At 63.8% G+C, this 19,077-nt stretch carries 18 protein-coding genes; 10 read left to right on the plus strand and 8 right to left on the minus strand.

What is annotated here, in order from left to right; translation table 11 throughout:
* Positions 1–3: 3 nt before the first annotated feature.
* The 6 genes from OS035_RS20455 (at position 4) to OS035_RS20480 (ending at position 6,378) form a co-directional block, all read left to right on the plus strand.
* Positions 4–825, plus strand: coding sequence for an ATP-binding cassette domain-containing protein (locus OS035_RS20455; RefSeq protein WP_331814009.1), 822 nt, complete (start codon positions 4–6; stop codon positions 823–825).
* Between the two features lie 107 nt (positions 826–932).
* Positions 933–1,838 carry a sugar phosphate isomerase/epimerase family protein gene (locus OS035_RS20460; RefSeq protein WP_331814010.1) on the plus strand — a complete coding sequence of 302 codons (906 nt, stop codon included), beginning with the start codon at positions 933–935 and terminating at the stop codon, positions 1,836–1,838.
* On the plus strand, positions 1,835–2,860 hold the full coding sequence (locus OS035_RS20465) for a Gfo/Idh/MocA family oxidoreductase (protein WP_331814011.1): 1,026 nt from the start codon (positions 1,835–1,837) through the stop codon (positions 2,858–2,860). Before OS035_RS20460 ends, OS035_RS20465 begins: the two co-directional genes overlap by 4 nt.
* A gap of 31 nt (positions 2,861–2,891) precedes the next feature.
* A complete protein-coding gene (locus OS035_RS20470) occupies positions 2,892–4,064 on the plus strand; it encodes a Gfo/Idh/MocA family protein (protein ID WP_310808174.1) in 1,173 nt (390 codons plus the stop codon).
* 80 nt (positions 4,065–4,144) lie between these two features.
* A complete protein-coding gene (locus OS035_RS20475) occupies positions 4,145–5,086 on the plus strand; it encodes a sugar phosphate isomerase/epimerase family protein (RefSeq protein ID WP_183780026.1) in 942 nt (313 codons plus the stop codon).
* A gap of 107 nt (positions 5,087–5,193) precedes the next feature.
* The gene (locus OS035_RS20480; RefSeq protein WP_183780029.1) at positions 5,194–6,378 is read left to right on the plus strand and encodes a hypothetical protein; all 1,185 of its coding nucleotides are present in this window, start codon (positions 5,194–5,196) and stop codon (positions 6,376–6,378) included.
* Here OS035_RS20480 and OS035_RS20485 read toward each other — a convergent pair.
* Genes OS035_RS20485 through OS035_RS20520 form a run of 8 tightly spaced genes read right to left on the minus strand, consistent with a single transcriptional unit; the run spans position 6,375 to position 14,561 of the window.
* The gene (locus OS035_RS20485; RefSeq protein ID WP_183780032.1) at positions 6,375–7,388 is read right to left on the minus strand and encodes a succinylglutamate desuccinylase/aspartoacylase family protein; all 1,014 of its coding nucleotides are present in this window, start codon (positions 7,386–7,388) and stop codon (positions 6,375–6,377) included. The two genes, OS035_RS20480 and OS035_RS20485, sit on opposite strands and share 4 nt — an antisense overlap.
* Before the next feature lie 32 nt (positions 7,389–7,420).
* Positions 7,421–7,765 carry a RidA family protein gene (locus tag OS035_RS20490; RefSeq protein ID WP_097626142.1) on the minus strand — a complete coding sequence of 115 codons (345 nt, stop codon included), beginning with the start codon at positions 7,763–7,765 and terminating at the stop codon, positions 7,421–7,423.
* 36 nt (positions 7,766–7,801) lie between these two features.
* Positions 7,802–9,112 carry an alanine racemase gene (locus OS035_RS20495; protein WP_183780035.1) on the minus strand — a complete coding sequence of 437 codons (1,311 nt, stop codon included), beginning with the start codon at positions 9,110–9,112 and terminating at the stop codon, positions 7,802–7,804.
* A complete protein-coding gene (locus OS035_RS20500) occupies positions 9,105–10,061 on the minus strand; it encodes an amidohydrolase family protein (protein ID WP_183780038.1) in 957 nt (318 codons plus the stop codon). The genes OS035_RS20495 and OS035_RS20500 overlap by 8 nt, the downstream gene beginning before the upstream one ends.
* Positions 10,058–10,999 carry an ABC transporter permease gene (locus OS035_RS20505; RefSeq protein WP_183780041.1) on the minus strand — a complete coding sequence of 314 codons (942 nt, stop codon included), beginning with the start codon at positions 10,997–10,999 and terminating at the stop codon, positions 10,058–10,060. Before OS035_RS20505 ends, OS035_RS20500 begins: the two co-directional genes overlap by 4 nt.
* On the minus strand, positions 10,996–11,958 hold the full coding sequence (locus tag OS035_RS20510) for an ABC transporter permease (protein WP_331814012.1): 963 nt from the start codon (positions 11,956–11,958) through the stop codon (positions 10,996–10,998). The genes OS035_RS20505 and OS035_RS20510 overlap by 4 nt, the downstream gene beginning before the upstream one ends.
* Positions 11,955–13,469 (minus strand): sugar ABC transporter ATP-binding protein, encoded by a 1,515-nt coding sequence (locus OS035_RS20515; protein WP_331814013.1) that lies wholly within the window; start codon positions 13,467–13,469, stop codon positions 11,955–11,957. The genes OS035_RS20510 and OS035_RS20515 overlap by 4 nt, the downstream gene beginning before the upstream one ends.
* Positions 13,470–13,490: 21 nt before the next feature.
* Entirely contained in the window at positions 13,491–14,561 is a 1,071-nt protein-coding gene (locus OS035_RS20520; protein ID WP_331814014.1) for an ABC transporter substrate-binding protein, read from the minus strand.
* 222 nt (positions 14,562–14,783) lie between these two features.
* On the opposite strand from OS035_RS20520, the gene OS035_RS20525 reads away from it, so the two are divergent.
* The 4 genes from OS035_RS20525 (at position 14,784) to OS035_RS20540 (ending at position 19,075) form a co-directional block, all read left to right on the plus strand.
* Entirely contained in the window at positions 14,784–15,569 is a 786-nt protein-coding gene (locus OS035_RS20525; protein ID WP_097620086.1) for an IclR family transcriptional regulator, read from the plus strand.
* Between the two features lie 269 nt (positions 15,570–15,838).
* Complete coding sequence (locus tag OS035_RS20530) at positions 15,839–17,191, plus strand: LLM class flavin-dependent oxidoreductase (RefSeq protein ID WP_097626148.1); 1,353 nt, start codon at positions 15,839–15,841, stop codon at positions 17,189–17,191.
* A 10-nt stretch (positions 17,192–17,201) separates the two neighbouring features.
* A complete protein-coding gene (locus OS035_RS20535) occupies positions 17,202–18,053 on the plus strand; it encodes an ABC transporter permease (protein WP_331814015.1) in 852 nt (283 codons plus the stop codon).
* A 38-nt stretch (positions 18,054–18,091) separates the two neighbouring features.
* Entirely contained in the window at positions 18,092–19,075 is a 984-nt protein-coding gene (locus OS035_RS20540; RefSeq protein ID WP_331814016.1) for an ABC transporter substrate-binding protein, read from the plus strand.
* The last annotated feature ends 2 nt before the right edge of the window (positions 19,076–19,077 follow it).

Raw genomic sequence — 19,077 nt, forward strand, 5'->3', positions numbered from 1 at the left:
ACCATGTCCGACAATATTCCGATCCTTGAACTCCAGAATGTCGACAAGAGCTTCGGCCCGATCGACGTGCTGCACGACATCTCGCTCAAGGTCCGTGCGGGCGAGGTGCTCTGCCTGCTCGGTGATAACGGCGCCGGCAAATCGACGCTGATCAAGACGCTTGCGGGTGTCCACAGACCGTCGCGCGGCGCCATCCTGATGGACGGCAATCCGGTCGAATTCAGCGGGCCGCGCGATGCGCAGGAAAAAGGCATCTCGGCAGTGCATCAATTCGGCGGCACATTTCCACTGATGTCGATCGGCCGCTCCTTCTTCGTCGGCGTCGAGCCGACCAAGGGCTGGGGTCCTTTCAAGGTCTATGACCGCAGGAAGGCCAATGAGATTGCCGTCAAAGCCGTGCAGGATTTCGGCATCACCCGGATTGATGATGGCGACCGCCTTGTCGGCGGGCTTTCAGGCGGCGAACGCCAGTCGCTCGCCATTGCCCGGGCCGTGCATTTCGGCGCGCGCGTGCTGATCCTTGACGAACCGACGGCCGCTCTCGGCGTGAAGCAGGCAGCGCATGTGCTGCGGATCGTCAACGAAGCCAAGCGGCGGGGTCTGGCGGTGATCTTCATCACCCACCAGGTCATGCATGCGATGGCGGTGGGCGATCACTTCGCCGTTCTCATCCGCGGCGCGATCGCCGCCGATTTCCGTCGGGGCGAGAAGACGCGCGAGGAGATTACCGACCTGATGGCCGGCGGGGAAACCATGGCGGATCTCGAAGCCCAAATCGATACTTACATTGCAAGTCATGAGAGCCATTCGCCGCCGGCTGAGTAACCGCTGACGGCACTCAAACGACACAGCGCAAAACACACAGCGTCCGGCAGCGGCAGAATAGACCGCCGCCGGGGAAGGAAAATCATGTCTGGAATCCGGAGGTCAAAATGAAGATCGCAATCGACCCGTTCATGCATCGGCATCTCTCACTTGAGGAATTGCCCAGAAAGGTCAAGGAACTCGGCTACGACTGGATCGAACTATCCCCACGCGGCGATTTCCTCGAATGGTTCAAGGCGCCACGTGTCTTTCCCGAGCGGATCAGAAGTTTCAAGAGGGCCCTGAAAGAGGCGGACGTCGGCATTGCCTCGCTGCTGCCGATGTATCGCTGGGCTTCCAATGACGAGACCGAACGCCAGGCCGCCGTCAAGCACTGGAAACGCGCCATCGAAATCGCGGTCGAGTTGGAAGTCGACACCATGAATTCCGAGTTCGGCCGCGGCCCGCACCCGGACAAGGGATCGTGCTACTGCTGCCACACAGGCTCGATGATCGAGGCCTGCGAAGATGCCTGGTGGCGCTCGATGGAAGAACTGGTGCCGATCTTCGAGCGCGAGGGCATCCAGATCAATGTCGAACCCCATCCGGAAGACTGGTGCGAGACGCTGCAGCCGGCGCTCGACATCATCCGCACGGTCAATTCGAAGAGCGTCAAGTTCCTCTATTGCGCCCCGCACACCTTCTATTTCGGCGACGATACCAAGGCGATGCTGCGCGAGGCGAAGGACGTGCTGGCGCATGTCCATGTCGGCGACACCTTCAACCACAAGGCTTCGTCGGGCCTCAGATATATCCTCAATCCGCCCGGCACCAACGCCCGGGTGCACCAGCACCTCAATATCGGTCAGGGCGAGGTTCCCTGGGACGCGTTCTTCGGCACGCTCGCCGAGATCGGCTTCGACGGCATCATGACCGCCTGCGTCTTCGCATGGGAGGACAAAGCGGACCAGAGCGGCACCTTCATGCGCGCGGAAATGCAGCGTTACATCGATAAGCACTGGGGGGAAAAATGACCCTCCAGGTTGGCGTCATCGGCACGGGCATGATCGGTCGGGATCATATCCGCCGGCTGACGAACGTCGTTTCCGGCGTCGAAATCGTCGGTGTCACCGATATCGACCAGGCCCGCGCCGCCGCTGCCGCCCAGGCGGGAGCGGAGGTCTTCGCCACCCCTTCGGCGCTGATTTCTTCGGAAAAGGTGCAGGCCGTGATCATCTGCTCCTGGGGGCCGGCGCATGAGGAGCAGCTGCTTGCCTCGATTGCCGCCGGCAAGCCGGTCTTTTGTGAAAAGCCGCTGGTGACCTCGGAGGCGGCCGCACTCCGCGTCTTGGAGGCGGAAGTGGCGTTCGGCCGGCGGCTGGTGCAGGTGGGTTTCATGCGTCGTTTCGATGCCGATTATCGCCGCCTGAAGGCTGTCATCGATGGCGGCAGACTCGGCGCGCCGCTGCTCTTCCACTCCGTGCATCGCAACGCTTCTGTTCCCGAAGGGCTCTACACCTCGGAGATGCCGCTGAACGACACGCTGGTCCATGACGCGGACATTTCCCGCTGGCTCCTCTCCGACGAAATCACCGGCGTGGAGGTGCGTGTGCCACGCCGGTCCTCGCGCGGCGGCGAGTTGCGCGATCCGGTGTTCGTGCTCCTGCACATGGCCTCGGGAGCGCTTGTCGATGTCGAGATTTCGGTAAATGTCGCCTATGGCTATGACATCCGCGGCGAAATCAGCTGCGAGGCGGGTGTCGCTGCCCTTCCAAACCGCCCGGCGACCGTGATCTCGGATTTGAACGGCATTCGCCAGGCGATCCCCGAGGATTGGCGCGAGCGCTTCATCGAAGCCTACGACCAGGAATTCCGTGAATGGATCGCCGCCGCCTCTAAAGGAACGGCCGGCGGACCTTCCACCTGGGATGGATATGCGGCGACGCTGGTCGCCGATGCCGCTCTCAGGGCCGTGTCCAGCGGCGGCCTCGAACCGGTCAACATGATACCGAAACCCAAGCTTTACGCACTGCCGACCGCCATGGCGGCGGAATGACGCGGCGGGCCATTTCAGGAGCAATGATCAGATGATCAACGGAGAAAGATCCATCGAGCGCCCCTTGCGTTGGGGCATGGTCGGCGGCGGCCGCACCGGGCAGGTGGGCTACAAGCATAGAACCGGCGCCCAGCGGGACGGCACCTACCGGCTCGTCTGCGGCGCCTTCGACCTCGACGCGGCGCGCGGACGCGACTTCGGCACGAAGATCGGCGTCGCCGCCGACCGCTGCTACGGCGACCATAAGGAGTTGATCGCCGGGGAGGCCGGGCGCGAGGACGGCGTCGAGGTCGTCTCGATCGCCACGCCGAACTTCACCCATTACGAGATCACCAAGGCGTGCCTGGAAGCCGGGCTGCACGTGATCTGCGAAAAGCCGCTATTCTTCACCGTCGCCGAATGCGACGAGATCGCCAAGCTCGCCGAAGAGAAGGGCCTGATCGTCGGCGTCACCTATGGCTTCACCGGCCATCCGCTGGTGCATCAGATGGCGGCGATGGTCAAGAAGGGCATGCTCGGCGAGATCCGCATCGTCGACATGCAATATACCCACGGCTTCAATGCGGGCGACGATGTCGGCGCCGGCGAGGCGGTGAAATGGCGCACCAATCCGAAAACCGCCGGCCCGACCTTCGTTCTCGGCGATATCGGCACCCACCTCTATTACCTCTCCGAAGTGGTGCTGCCGCATCTGAAGATCGAAAAGCTGCTCTGCGACCGCAAGGCCTTCATTCCGACCCGCGCGCCGCTCGAAGACCATGCGACCGTTCTCATGCATTACGACAACGGCGCCCGCGGCCGTCTCTGGGTATCCTCGGTCAATGCCGGCAACATGGGCTCGCAACGCTACCGTTTCGTCGGCTCCAAGGCCTCGATCGAATGGTCGGACGCCCATCCCGACCAACTGATCTATGAAGTGCAGGGCGAGCCGAACCGCACTCTGCATCACGGCATGCCCTATCTCGAAGAGGAAAGCCTGGCGGCTGACCGCATGGGCGCGCTGCACACCGAAGGCCTCGGCGACAGCTGGGCGAACATCTACCTCTGGATCGCCCAGGCGATCGATGCCAAACGCCGCGGCGACGAAGCCTTCCTCAGGAGCCACCATTATCCCGGCATCGAAGCCGGCACCGAAGGCGTGCGCTGGCTGGAAAACTGCGTCCGCTCGGCTGATGCGGGCGCGGCCTGGATTGACTTCAAATAGCTCCCTCCAAGGGCGCGCCGGGATCTCCTCCACCCTCTCACAAAGGCGCGCCCTCAATTTCCATAGGAAAGATCGAGACGATGAAACTCTCCATTTGCACCGACGTTATGGGCAACCTGTCATTTACCGACATGCTCGACAAATGTGTTGAACTCGGCGTCGAGGGCATCGAAATGACTGGCGGCGGCTGGTCGCGTGCCCCACATTTCCGCGCCGACGAACTGCTTGAAGACAAGGGGCTTTTGAAAATCAAGCTTCAGGAAATCGAGGCCCGCGGCCTTGAAATCGCGGCACTGAACTGCTCGGCTAACCCGCTCGATCCCGGCGAGATGGGCAAGCGCCACCGCAAGGAAATGGAACAGACGATCCGTCTTGCCGGCGAAATCGGCATCAAGACGATCGTCACCATGTCCGGCCTGCCGGAAGCCGCCCGCGGAGACAGCGTGCCGAACTGGCTCGTCTATACCAAAAGCTGGCCGGACGAGATGCCGGAACGCGACCGCTACCAGTGGGAAGATCGCGCCTTCCCGCTCTGGCATGATCTGGTCAAGCTCGCGCGGGAAGTCGGGGTCGAGCGATACGCGCTGGAAAACTTCTCGGCGATGCTCGTCTGGAACCCGGAAACCCTGTTCCGTCTGCGCAACGAGGTCGGTCCGGCGGTCGGCATGAACCTCGATCCGAGCCATCTGTTCTGGAAGGGCGCCGATCCGATTGCCGCGGCACGCGCGCTCGGAAGCGCAATCCATCATTGCCACGGCAAGGACACGCGTATCGAGCGGGGCCTTGCCGACATCAATGGTTTTCTGGAGCTGAAGGACGTGACCGACGTCGCCAACCGCACCTGGAATTACGTCGCCGTCGGCGCCGGCCATGACCTGCAGTGGTGGAAGGAATTCTTCTCGGTGGTCAGGATGGTCGGCTACGACGGCTGGGTCAGCCTCGAGATGGAAGACTTCACCATGTCGACCGAGGCCGGCATCCAATCCTCCATCGAGGCGCTGCAGGCAACGATCAGCCGCTGACAGGGCAGGGTGGGCGGCTTTCGCGCCGCCCTCCGCGTTCAAACGAGCCTGGACACTATTATGGACACATGTTCTATAAAGCGGACAGAGTTGAACCGGAGCGCGCCATGCACCTTTCCATGTGGACTTACCCCTGGGATATCCAAGACCAGGGGCTCGATGCGATTGCCGGAGAGCTTCGCAACCGGGCAGGCCTCAACACGATCAGCATGGCGACCTCCTATCATGCCGGCCGCTTTCTCCAGCCGCGCAGCCCGCGGCAGAAGGCCTATTTTCCCGAGGACGGGACGGTCTACTTCCGGCCGGACGAGAGCCTGTGGCAGGACAAGCTGATCCGGCCGCTGATGGCGGGGAATGTCACCGAGCGCGGCGACATGCTGGAGGCGCTGGCCAGGGGACGCGACGCGACCGGTCTCAAGGTCTCCTGCTGGACGGTCTGCCTCCACAACAGCCGTCTCGGCATGCTGCATCCTGATCACGTGACGCGCAACGCCTTCGGCAATCCCAACTATTACAATCTCTGCCCTTCCAGCCCGGCGGCGCGCGCCTATGCCGTCACCCTTGTCCGCGACATCACCGTGAATTACCAGCCGGATATGGTGGAGCTCGAAAGCCCGAACTTCATGGGCTTCGCGCATGAATACCATCACGAGAAAGACGGCGTCGGCCTCAACGCCGAAGACGATTTTCTGCTGTCGCTCTGCTTCTGCGATCATTGCGCGGCGCGCGCCGCAAAGGCCGGCGTGCCGGCCGAAGGTGCGCGCCGAACTGTTGCGCGTTTCATCGCCGAACTCTGCGAACGTGATATCCCGGAATGCCAGTTCCCGGATTTTCCGGCGGCCGGCATCGATGCCTTCCGCGACCATCCGGACTTACACGCCTATCTCGCCTGGCGCAGCGAACCGGTGACCAGCCTGATCGGCGAGATCAAGGCGGCGGCCGATCCGGCGAGCCGGATCGTGCTGATCGACCTGAAGGACGGCTGGCTCGGCGGCGTCGATCTCTCAGCTGTCGGCAAGCTCTGCGACGGGGCGATCCTCTGCTGCTACGACATGACGCCGGATGCCGTCGGTGATGTCATCCGCGCCGGCCGGGCAGCACTTGGATCGGAGAAATTCCTCGGTGTCGGCCTGCGCGTCTTCTATCCCGAGGTCGGTGAAGCCGCGGTGCTGGCGGCTCGCGCCAAAGCTGCCGTCGACGCTGGCGCTAATGGCGTCAACTTCTACAATTACGGCCTGATCCCGGCCAAACGTCTCGATTGGGTCAAGGCGGCGGTCGACGGGCTTCTCTAAGCGGAAATCGGTTCGGCGACCTGGATCAGGCAGTCACCGGCCTGGCTGTCGCAATGCAGACGGTGGGAAATGACCATACCGTCCTCGGCAAAGCGCAGCTCTTCCTCCGACTGCTCCAGGCATTCCAAGTCATGATACCATCCGGCCAGATCGCCGGCCGAAACCGTGGCGCCAAGGGCAGCGGCCGGCTCGAACCAGCCTCTGCGATCGGCGTAGATTCCCTGGCTGTGCCGGGATAGCGAGAGGAGTTGCAGCGGCCCCGGTTCGGCAAGCGGCGTGCGGGAGAGAACCGGACGCCCGACAATGCCGAGGGTTACAAGCAGTCGGTCGATCGCTGCCGCCGTGAAGGCCATCGTCGCAGGCGTCACCGTTCCGCCGCCGCCGAACTCGCCGGAAAGACCGACGATACCGGCCCTGGCCGCAGCCCCCATCGATGTCGGCGCCGCCGGGCCATTGTCGGCGATGAAGGCATGCGACGCGCCCATCGCCCGCATCAGCGCGACCGACCGCTCGAAGCGGATGGCGTCGGCCTGCCGCTCGATCAGCGTGCAGGGCAGGTGCGCCATCGACGTGCCGCCCGAATGCAGGTCGAACATGACGTCATGGCGCGGGAAGAGTTCGTGTTCGAGGAAATGCGCCAGGCGCGCCGTTGGCGCCCCCGCGGGATCGCCGGGAAAAGCCCGGTTGAGGTTGCCGCCGTCGAAGGGCGAGCAACGTTTGGCCGCCATCACCGCCGGCAGGTTCGCCATCGGCAGGATGGTGACGGCGCCGCGGATTGCGGTGACGTCAAGCAGGCGCATCAGCCGGCCGAGCTGCAGTTCGCCCTCATATTCGTCGCCGTGATTGCCGGCCATCAGTAGCAAAGACGGCCCCTCGCCATTTCTCAGGCAAAGGATCGGAACGCGGATCTGATAATAGGGCGAACGGTCGATCGAATAGGGAATGGCGAGATGGCCGGCCTGCCGGCCCTCACGCGAAAAGTCGATCGGATTGACGAGGCCGCTATGCATGGTCCCTCCAGTGCGGGGCGGTTGCCGCGCAGTTACAGCGCCGCGACCGCGGTCATTTCGACGCGCAGGTCCGGGTCGGCCAAGCGCGCTTCGGTGCAGGCACGCGCCGGCGGGTTTTCGATGTCGATCCAGCTGTCATAAACGCCGTTCATCGCCTCGAAATCGGTAATCGCCGGCAGGAAGACGTTGACCGCGAGGAGATGCGAGCGATCGGTGCCGGCTTCCTTCAAAAGGGCGTCGATCTTGCCGAGCACATCGCGGGTCTGCTCCTCGATGCCGGCCTTGCGATTTTCCGCGACCTGGCCGGCAATATAGACGAGACCTCCGTAGCTGACGGCCTGGCTCATACGCGGGCCCTTCTGATAACGCTGGATCATGCAGCTTTTCCTTTTCTTGGTTTTTGCAGGGAGAATTCAGCCGAAGCTTGTGAGATAGGCGGCCGTCACCGAATGATCCGGATCGAGGCCATAGAGGATTGCATGCCGGTCGAGGCAGGTGCAGGGATGCGAAATGCCGAACTCGACGACGTCGCCGACCGAGACGTCGCTATCCTCGGCAAGAGTCAGGAAGGCATGCTGATCGTTGAGGCGGAAAACCTCGGCGCTTTCGAAATTGCAGAGATATGCGCCATTGCGATAGAGCGCCAAAGGCCGCGGCAGGCCCTGGTCCATCGCCACGTCGCGCATGCCCATGCCTGAAATCGCAAGCTGTGGCTCCGGCCGCGAGAGGACTTCGGCCCAGACCCTGAGCGCCGGACGGAAACCCGCCGCCGCGGAAACCGTCTTGTCGCCAATGCGCAGACCGCCGCGTGCATCGAGGCCGGCAAGGCCGCGTTCGTAGATGCCGTGATCGTGAAAGAAGATCGCGCCGCTGCGCAGCACGAGCCGGCAGGCGGGATCGGCCGCGACGGCCGCTGAAAGCCGCGCCACCACGACATCGAAAAACACCGAGCCGCCTGATGTCAGAAGCAGCGGCCGTTCCTTGCCGATGCGGGCCCGTATCTTCGGCAGGAAATCGGGTATCATCGCCATCAGCGCGTCGATACGAAGCATCGTCTCTTCCGCATTGGCGGTCGCGGCCGCACCCTCATAGGCGGCGATACCGGTCAGCCGGAAGGCCGGCGTCTCCACCGCCAGGATCGCGTCGAGAACTGCCGCCGCGGCGTCGGTGCTGCGCAGACCGGCGCGGCCGGCGCCGAACTCCACCAGCAGGCCGAGAGGCGGCAGATCCGCGCGCTCCTGCCATGCGGACCGGAGTGCCGCGACGAGCGGCGTCGAATCCACGAAAACATGCAATTTCGCATCGGGATAATGGCCGAGCAGGGCCGCAAGCCGGCGGGCGGCGGCGATCCCGCCGATCTCGTTGGCAAGGATCAGCCGTCGCTGTCCCGCCTTGAGCATGACGGCGGCCTGGCGGATATCGGCGACGGTCGTGCCCCAGGCGCCCGCGGCCAGAAGCGCCGCTGCCAGCGCCGTCGACATCGGCGTCTTGGCGTGCGGCGCGATTTCGGCGCCATAGCTCTTCACATAGGCCATCATCAAGTCGACATTACTGGCGAAGGCCTGCCGGTCGAGCGAGATCAGCGGCAGCGCCATCCTACCGTCATAAGGTTTCCATCCCTGCGCTCCCACTGCCGCAAGCGGCAACTGCGGATGGCCCGGCGGAAAGCCTCGCACCCGCTCATCGAGCACCATATCGTCCATCGCAGCATGAAGATCAGACATGGCGGCCTCTGCCGATCCCGGCCGGATCGTCCAAGCCTAGGCGATAGCTATCGTTGGCTGTGGCAAAGAACAAGGCGCGCTGCTCGTCGAGAGAGAGCTCAGCGGCAACCGTGCGAAAAGTCTGATAGACCTCGTCGAAAGAAGCATGCAGACCCGCGACCGGGAAGTCGCTGGCAAACATCGACCGCGCCGGACCGAAACAATCGAGGCAATGTTCGATCACCGGTCGCAGGCTGTCGAGCGTCCACGCATGGTCATAGGCGACAAGGTCGGAAATCTTCACGCGCACGTTGGGCGCGCCGCCGAGCGCCCGCAGGCCGCGATACCAGAGCGCCATGCCGTCCTTCGTCCGGTCGGCAGGGCTGCCGCCGTGGTTGAGCACGAAAAGCGTGTCGGGAAAAGCCTGCACCAGATCGAGCGCCTCAGCCATCTGCCAGGGATAGAGCATCAGGTCGCAGACCAGCCCGAGCCGCGTGGCATGGGCAAGCCCCGCGCGCCAGGCGGGATCGGCCATGCGATCCGGACGCGATGCAAAACGCTTCGCCACATCGGGATGCCAACTCAGAATATCGCGGATGCCGACGACGTTGGGGTTTTCCGCTTCCGCCTCGAGCAGGCGCGCGGCATCCGGACCGTCGAGGGGAACGCGGGCGACATAACGGCGGGCCACGCCGGAACTGCGGTCGAGACCCTCAAGCCAGCGGCTCTCTTCCAGCGGGTAGGCAACCGACCAGCCGGCCTCCACATGCACCGTCGCAATGACGTTCTGTCGCGCAGCATCGGCGCGATAATCGTCGATGCCGTAATCACGCAGGATCGGTCCGAGGTTTCCCACCACCATTTCCTCGCCGGAAGCCCGCGCCTTCTCAAGCCAGGGGTGGCGCTGCAGGCTGAGGTCCCAGAGATGGTGGTGCGGGTCGATCACCGGCCCGTCATAGCACTTCGTCATCGGCGCGCCTCGCGGCCGGAAACGAGCAGCAGGGCGAGGATCAGCGTGCCGAACATGATCGAGCGCCAGCCGGGCGAGGCATTGACGACGGTGATCAGCGCCGTCGTGGTGACAAGCAGGATCGCCCCCGGGATAGTGCCGGCATAGGTGCCGCGGCCGCCGAGGATGGAGGTGCCGCCGAGCACGACGGCGGCGATCGAGGTCAGCAGATAGGGGTCGCCGATGCCGACATAACCCTGCCGGTTCATGCCCAGCACGAGAATGCCCGCAAGCCCGGCGAAGAAGCCGGACAGGGTATGGACGATCAGCGTGTTACGGGTGATGCTGACGCCGGAAAGCCGGGCGGCGAGCGGGTTTGCCCCGAGCGCCAGGAACCGGGCGCCGATCGGCATGCGGTGGACGAGCAGCAGGACGACGATCGATACGGCGAGCCACAGCAAGATGCCCGAGGGGATGCCGAGCGGCCGCGCCTGCCCGAGCAGGATGACGGCCGGATTGCTGACGGTGACGGCGCTGCCGCCGGCGACGATGACCAGCAGGCCCTGCAGGAAAGTCGCCATGGCAAGCGTCATGATGATTGGCGGCACGCGCAGATAGGCAGCGCCCGCACCGTTCATCAGGCCGATGCCGGTGGCGATGGCAAGGCCCACCGCGATGCCGGCAAGGCCGGTCGGATCCCAGGCCGGCGAGATCAGCGGCAATAGGATCGCCGTGACTGTGATAACAGCGCCGACCGAAAGATCGATGCCGCCCATCAGGATGACGAGCGTCTGGCCGGCCGCGACGATGCCGATCACCGCGGCGAGTTCGAGGAGGTAGCGCAGATGGCCGTAGGCGCCGAAACCGCGCAAGGTGACGCTTGCGACGATCCAGACGAGCGCGACCAGAAGGAAGGTAAGCAGCGGCGGATTGCGAAATGCGGACCGGATGATGTTCATCGCCTTGCCCTCCAACCCTTAACAAGTTCCGGCACGGCGACCGCGCCGACGATGATCAATCCTTGCGCGACATATTGCGCGACCGGCGGAAAGCCGAGGAAGAACATCACGTTGATCATCACCGAGAGCAGCAGGCTGCCGCAGATCGCGCCGCGCATCGTGCCCTTGCCGCCAAGGAAGCCGACACCGCCGAGCACGGCCGCGGCGATCGAATTCAGCGTGAAGGGTGTGCCGATCACGGGATCGCCCGAGCCGGTCTGCGCCGCGACGAAGAGGCCGGTCAGCGCCGCAAGCAGGCCGGAGAGCGCGAAGGCAGCGACCTTCACCCGTTCGACCGGGACACCGGAGCGGAATGCGCCGACCGGGTTGTCGCCGGCCGCATAGATGCCGAGGCCGAGCGGCGTTGCCAGAAAGGCTTTCCAGAGCGTGAGGATGACGACCAGCAGCAGGAAGGCGATGGGCGTGTGGCCGGCAAGCGCCGTCGACAGCCAATCGGGAATGAACCCGCCCGGCCGCGGCAGCAGGATCAGCGCGACGCCGCCGATGATGAAGGAACCGGCCAGCGTGACGATGATTGCCGGCAGCCTCAGATGCGTCACGATGGCGCCGATGACGGCGCCGATCGAAAGGCCGGCGAGCGCGACAGCCAGAATGCCGCCCGGCACGCCGAGCACCCCTTGCATCGTCGTCGCCGCGATCACCGCTCCGAGGCTGACGAGTGGGCCGATCGCCAGGGTGATGCCGCCGTTCAGCATCAGCAGCGCCTGCGCCATGGTGACGAGCGCCAGCGGAAACCAGTTCTGCGTGAATTTGGAGAAACCGCCGACGGACAGGATGCCGGGAAAGAGCACCGCATAGAGGATGAGAAAGCCGGCAACGACGAGATAGAGGCCGGCGAGGCCGCGGTTGCGGCGGAGCTGGATCGAACCGTAGAGCCGGGAGGACGCAATCGTGCTCATGCCGCCTCTCCCTGCGTCGCAGCCGCAATACCCATGGCCGCACCGACGATCGCGCCTTCGCTGATCGCATCGCCCGAGAGCGTCGCGGCAACGCGCCCCTCGCGCAGAACCACGACGCGGTCACAGAGATGGACGAGCTCCGGCGTATCGGAACTGACGAGAATGACGAGCCGCCCCTCGGCGGCGAAGGCGCGCAGCATCAGGTAGATTTCCCGCTTGGTCTCGATGTCGACACCGCGGGTCGGATCGTTGAGGAGCAGAATGGAAGGATCGAGCGGCAGCCATTTGGCGAGCGCCACTTTCTGCTGGTTGCCGCCGGAAAGCGCCTGCACCAGGCGGGCCGTATCGCCCTTGATCGTCAGGCGCCGGGCAAGATCGGCGACCAGGCCGCTTTCCGCCGTCAGGTCGCGCAGCCCCTTGCGGGCGAGCCGTCCGAGCGAGGGCAGGATGAGATTGGCGGCGATGGAGTGGGGTAGCACCAATCCCTCATGTTTGCGGTCGGCCGGCACATAGACGATGCCGGCTGCATTCGCCGCACCAACATTTGCGGGCACGTCGGATCTGCCTGACACCTCCGCCCGGGCGACGGATGCGGGAATCGCGCCATAGAGGCCGAGCAGCAGGTCTTCCTGGCCTTGTCCCACCAGCCCGCCGATACCGACGATCTCGCCAGCGCGGGCGGAGAAGCCGATATGGCGCACCATGCCGGCGGAAAAATCCTCGACGCTGATGCGCGTCGCGCCGGGCTTGGCGGCGACACGCGGCGGGAACAGGTCACCGGTCTCGCGGCCGACCATCAGGCGGACCAGCCCCTCGCCGTCGATGCCGGAGAGCGACTGGTCGGCCGTGACGCCGCCGTCCTTCAGCACCGTGACATGCGAGCAGAGCGCCTGCACCTCGTTGAGCCGGTGGGAAATATAGAGAAGGGCGGTGCCGCGACCCTTGAGCGTTTCGATGAGACGGGCAAGGATGCCGGCTTCATGGGCGGAGAGCGATGAGGTCGGCTCGTCCAGAATGAGCACGCGCGGCTTGCGGAACAGCGCCTTGGCGATCTCGACCACCTGACGGCGGCCAAGGGCCAGATCGGCGACCGGCATGTCGAGCGGTTCGGTGAGCCCGACCATGTCGCAGACCTCTCGTACGCCGCGATGCAGCGCTCGATAGTCGATCAGGCCGAACCGGCGCGGAAAGGCGCCGGTTCCGATGTTTTCGGCAATCGACAGGCTGGCCGTCAGGCTCAGCTCCTGCTGAACCACGGCGATGCCGGCCGCGCGCGCCGCCGCCGGGCTGAAACGCCCGACAGGCTTGCCGTCGATGAGGATGGAGCCGCTGTCCGGCTGAAGGGCGCCGGACAGGAGATTGATCAGCGTCGACTTGCCGGCGCCGTTTTCACCGAGCAGGGCGTGAACCCTGCCCGGCAGAAGGGCGACGTCGACGCCCTTCAAAACGGGATTGCCGAAAAATCCCTTGAACACCTGCCGGGCTTCCAGCAGGGGCCGTTCTTCCGTCATGACGGTGTCCTCAGCTCGGGATTACTTGGCCAGCAGCTTGTCGAAGAGCGCCTGGTCGTAATCCGAGTAGATATAGCCGTCGGCCGGAAACTTGTCGGCCTGGGCGAGGTAGCTGCCGATGGTGCTGTCGTCGATGACGGGAAGCGGCACCTTGACGAAAGCGGGCACGTCCTTGCCTTGCAGCGCCTGCACGGCGGTATAGACGGAAAGCGCACCGAGCCAGTTCGGCTGCATGGTCGCCCAGCCCTTCAGGCCCTTCTCCTTCCACAGCTCCAGAAACTGCCGGGCGTTTTCGCCCGTCGTCGGCACCTGGTCGCGGCCCTGGCGCTCGAAGGCGAGGACGGAACCGGCCGACAGCGCGCCGCCGAGCGACAGCACGCCGTCGATCTCGGGATTGGCGAAGAGCAGGCTGGTCATCGCTTCCTGTGCGGGCGCAACGTTATATTCGGTATTGGTCTCGGTAATCACCTGCAGACCCGGATTGGCGTCGAGCACCGGCTGGGCGCCCTTGCGGCGATCATCGCTGACCGAAATGCCGGCCGGGCCGTTCATGATGATGATCTTGCCCTTGCCGCCGAGCTGGCTGACCATCCACTTGGCAGCGGTCGCACCCCATTCGTTGGAATCGGTGTTGATCTTCGCCGTCACCTTGTCGGTGTTCACAAGGCTGTCGAAATTGACGACGGCGATGCCCTTCTCGCAGGCATCCGAAATGACGCGGTCGAGCGCGTTGGAGGAGCCGGCGATGACGACGATGGCGTCGACATTGGCGTCGATCATCGACTGGATATGCTGGATCTGCGTCTGGGCGTTGCCCTGCGCGTCGGTGATCATCAGGTCCTTGACGAGACCCGCCTTCTTCAGTTCCTCCACCTCGGCCGTGATGGTGCCTTCGGTCTGCTTCATCCAGGTCGGCACCGAATAGATGTTCGCCCAGCCGATCGTATAGGGCGCTTTCCTATCGCCCTTGATGCAATTGGCGGCGGCCGAGGCCGTGCCCGTGGAAAAGACGAGGAGGGCCGCGGCAGCGGCAGCACCGGCGAGAAGGCGGCGGCGCAGTGAAGCGGAAATGCTGTTTTCAAAATTCTTCATGTCGATCCCCTTTTTTGTGCGGCAGCCTTGACGGCCTGCCATCAATGTCCAATATATTGTACATATGATCTTTATACCGGACGAGGCGATCTTATGCCGATTTTTCTACCTCGCAAGAGGGGTGAAAAAAATTTTCGTCTGCTGTGAAATCACGGAGGTCGGTTGACAGATGCGGCGGAGGATTTGAAAAGCTTGGCCGAACAGAAATTGGGATCGACAGCAATGGATGCAGTTCAGGACGAAGCAGCCGGCAAACGCGCCCGCGGGCTCGACCGCGCCTTCGAAATCCTCGATTTCCTGCGCCAGAAACGGCAGGCGCTGAAGCCGAACGAAATCGCAGCGCAGATCGGCGCGCCGCGCTCTTCGGTCTACGAGCTCGTCAACCTGCTGCTGAGCAACGGCATTCTCGAATTCACCGGCGGCGAGGGACGGGTCTATCTCGGCCGCAAACTCTATTTCCTCGGCGCCGCCTATGAAAATCATTTCGATTTCACCCGCGAATGCGAGGCGACGCTGGAACGGCTTGCCGACGAGACACGGGAGACGGCGCAGTTCTGCATGCTGGATGGCAACCGGTATACGGTGGTGCGCATGCGCGAAGGCGCGCGGCCGTTCCGCATTTCGACCGATGTCGGCCAGTCGGTGCCGATCCCGTGGACGGCGTCGGGACGGCTGCTGGTTGCGCATCTTTCGGATCAGGACATTCTGAATTTCATTCCGCCGCAGGATTTCCGCCTACCGGGCGGCGAATGGCTCGAGCCCCAGACCTTCATCGCCGAGGTGCGCCAGGCCGAGCGCGAAGGCCTCTTCACCTTCAACAGCATCGTCGACAGCTTTACCCATTGTTTTGCCGTGCCGGTGCGCGGCGAGGAAGGCCATGCCGCCGCAACGCTCTGTCTCGTCACCCCGCGCGACGACGGCATCGCCAACCGGGACCGCTATCTCGACTGCCTGAAGAAGGCTGCCGCCGGCCTGGAGCATGCCCCGGCCCGGCCAAAACGAGGCTGACGCCAAATCATGTCACGCTACGGCAGGACGCCGCTCGTCGACCTGGAAAGATAAAAGACCGCCGCAAGAGATATCTCTTGTTGGCCGCCGCGATCGTCGATTTCCAGATTCAAGCCGATCCCGCAAAACTATTCACGCTTCCTCCGAAATTATGAAATGTAGTTTCTCTATAAAATTTATGGAAAACGTAATTTAGCGTCCTGACAGCCGATCTATGCCTTGGCCTTGAATAAGACCGGGCGATCAACGGCAAACGGAGAGGACGCGAAATGACACGGAAAATCAGGCTTGGAGCATTTCTCCCCGGTGGCGGTCAGCACGTCGCCTCGTGGCGCCATCCCGACCAGCCGGCTGACGGCGCCACCAGTTTCGAGTTTCACAAGCAACTCGCCCTGACGGCTGAGCGCGGCCTCTTCGATGCCTACTTCCTGGCCGATGGGCTGGCCGTCGGTTTTGGTGGCGCACGCGAAGGCGGCAATGCCCGTGTCGCCGGCTTCGAGCCCGTCACCTTGTTTTCCGCACTCGCGCCTCTGACCACCCATCTCGGCTTTATCGCCACCTCCTCGACCACCTATGAGGAACCTTATACGACCGCCCGCAAATTCGCTTCGCTCGATCTGATTTCGGAGGGCCGCGCCGGCTGGAATGTCGTCACCACGACGGGCGACCTCACGGCGCAGAATTTCAATCGCGACACCCAGCTTCCGCATGCCGAGCGCTATCGCCGTGCTGCCGAACATGTCGACGTCGTCCGCAAACTCTGGGAGAGCTTCGAGGACGACGCCTTCATCCGCGACAAGGAGAGCGGCGTGTTCTTCGATCCGGCGAAGCTGCACGATACCGACCATCGCGGCGAGCATTTCAGCGTGCGCGGTCCGCTCAACGTCTCGCGCTCGCCCCAGGGACATCCTGTTATCGTCCAGGCCGGGCAGTCGGACGACGGGCGCGGGCTTGCCGCGGCAACGGCCGAGGTCATCTTCACCGCCCATCAGCACATCGAAACCGCCCAGGAATTCTACCGGGATATCAAGGCACGCGCCCGCGGCCTCGGCCGCAATCCCGATCACATCCTGGTCATGCCCGGCGTCTCCGCTTTCGTCGGCAGGACCGAAGCCGAGGCGCGGGAGAAGTATGATCGCCTAACCTCGCTCATCGTCGAAGAGGATGGGATCGGCCTCCTCAACGGCCTGACCGGCGGCACGCTCGACCTGCACGGCTATGATCTCGACGGGCCGCTGCCGCCGGCGCCGCCGACCGAAGGCATGAAGAGCCGCCAGGCCCTCATCCGCCAGATCGCCGACGAAAACAACTTCACCATCCGCCAGCTCTATCAGTGGATCGCATCGGCCCGCGGCCACTACACCATCGTCGGCACCGCCGAGCAGATCGCCGACACGCTGCAGCAATGGTTCGAGAACGAAGCCGCCGACGGCTTCAACATTCTGCCGCCCTGGCTTCCCACCGCGCTCGATGACTTCGTCGATCTGGTCATCCCGGAACTGCAGCGCCGCGGCCTGTTCCGCACCGCCTATGAAGGCAAGACGCTGCGGGAAAACCTCGGCCTGCCTTTCCCGACCAACCGATGGGCTGCGGGGCGCGCAGCTCTCCAGGCAGCAGAGTGAGGAGCGATCCATGGCTTATGAAATCAATCAGGTCCTCCCAAGAAGCTTCGGCCGCTTGAAGAGCAGCGAAAGCAATAGGCCCACTTTCGCGTCGCATGTGCGCCATGCGCTCGCATCGCTTCTGCCGCGCTACGGCCTGCTGATCGCCTTCCTCGCACTCTGGCAGGTTTCGAGCACCAGGGGCTGGATCAATCCGACCATTTTCCCGCCCCTGAACGTGATCCTGTCGGCCCTCTGGACCAACCTTGCCAATGGCGCGCTGCTTGATGACATCGCCATCAGCCTGCAGCGATCGGGAACAGCCTTTGCCTTTGCCGTCGTGGTCGGCATTCCGCTCGGCCTGTTCATGGGCCAGTTTCGCGCGGTCGAGCAGGCGCTCGATCCGATCCTGCAGCTCTTCCGCCAGACCTCGGCGCTGGCGCTCTATCCGGTCTTCATCCTGCTGCTCGGCCTCGGCGAAACATCGAAGATCTTCGTGATCTTCTGGGCGACGCTGTTTCCTGTGCTGCTCGCCACGATCAGCGGCGTCAAGGAGGTGGACCAGAAGCTCATCGAGATGGCGCGAACTTACGGCGCCGGATCGCTGACCGTTTTCCGCCGCGTCATCCTGCCGGCCTCCGTCCCCGCAATCTTCGTCGGCCTGCGCCTCTCGGCGACGACGGCACTTCTGCTGCTGATCGCCGCCGAGATGATCGGCGCCAACAAGGGCATCGGCTTCCAGGTCATGAACGCTCAGTACAATTTCCAGATCCCGCTGATGTTTGCGGCGATCCTGCTGCTCGCCTTTCTCGGCCTTGCCGCCAATGCCTTGCTCGTTCTGCTGCAGCGCCGCCTCTGCCGCTGGTCTCAGCCGAACGCCTGACCGCTTCCACCGATTTTCCTCCTCCGAAAGGACACGTCATGACTTTCCATCCCCGCAACCTTCTCCTGCCGGCCGCGATCGCTCTCGGTCTCGCCACGCCGGCCGCCGCCACCGATACGGTCAAGCTGCGCTATCTCGCGAGCCAAGGCGGCCTTGCCGCCCATGAACTCGCCGACGCACTCGGCTACTTCAAAGATACCGGCATCACGTTTGAGAATGTCGGCTATGCCCAGGGTGGCCCGGCCTCTCTCATCGCTCTTGCATCCGGGGATGTGGAGATCGGCAGCGCCGCCTCCTCAGCCGTCTTGAATTCGATCATCGGTGGCAATGATTTCGTCGCCGCCTACCCATCGAACGGCATCAATGACGAGGTGCAGTCGACCTTCTACGTGCTGGAAGACAGCCCGATCAAAAGCATCAAGGACATTGCCGGCAAGAGCATCGCCGTCAATACGCTCGGCGCCCATCTCGATTACACCATCCGCGAAGCCCTGCATTCCGTCGGCCTGCCAAGCGACTCCGCCAATCAGGTCGTCGTTCCTGGGCCGCAGCTCGAGCAGGTGCTGCGCTCCAAGCAGGTCGATATCGCCGCCTTCGGCTACTGGCAGACGACCTTCGAGGGTGCTGCGCTGAAGAACGGCGGCCTGCGTGCGGTCTTCGACGATACCGACGTGCTCGGCGACATTGCCGGTGGTTTCGTGGTCCTGCGCCGCGATTTCATTCAGCAGCATCCCGAAGCCTCGAAGATCTTCGTCGAGCAGTCGGCCCGCGCCCTCGACTATGCCCGTGAACATCCCGAGGAAACCAAGAAGATCCTGGCAAAGGCACTCAGCGAACGTGGCGAGAACCCTGACATCGCACAGTATTTCCGCGGTTACGGCGTGCGCGCCGGTGGCCTGCCGGTCGAGCGCGACATCCAGTTCTGGATCGACGTGCTGGTCCGCGAAGGCAAGCTGAAGCAGGGCCAGCTGGCGGCCAAGGACATCATCTACGCGGCCGATGCCAAGCCGGTAAGCAACTGAGG

This window comes from Rhizobium sp. 268 (assembly GCF_036571585.1).
Classification (GTDB): domain Bacteria; phylum Pseudomonadota; class Alphaproteobacteria; order Rhizobiales; family Rhizobiaceae; genus Rhizobium; species Rhizobium redzepovicii.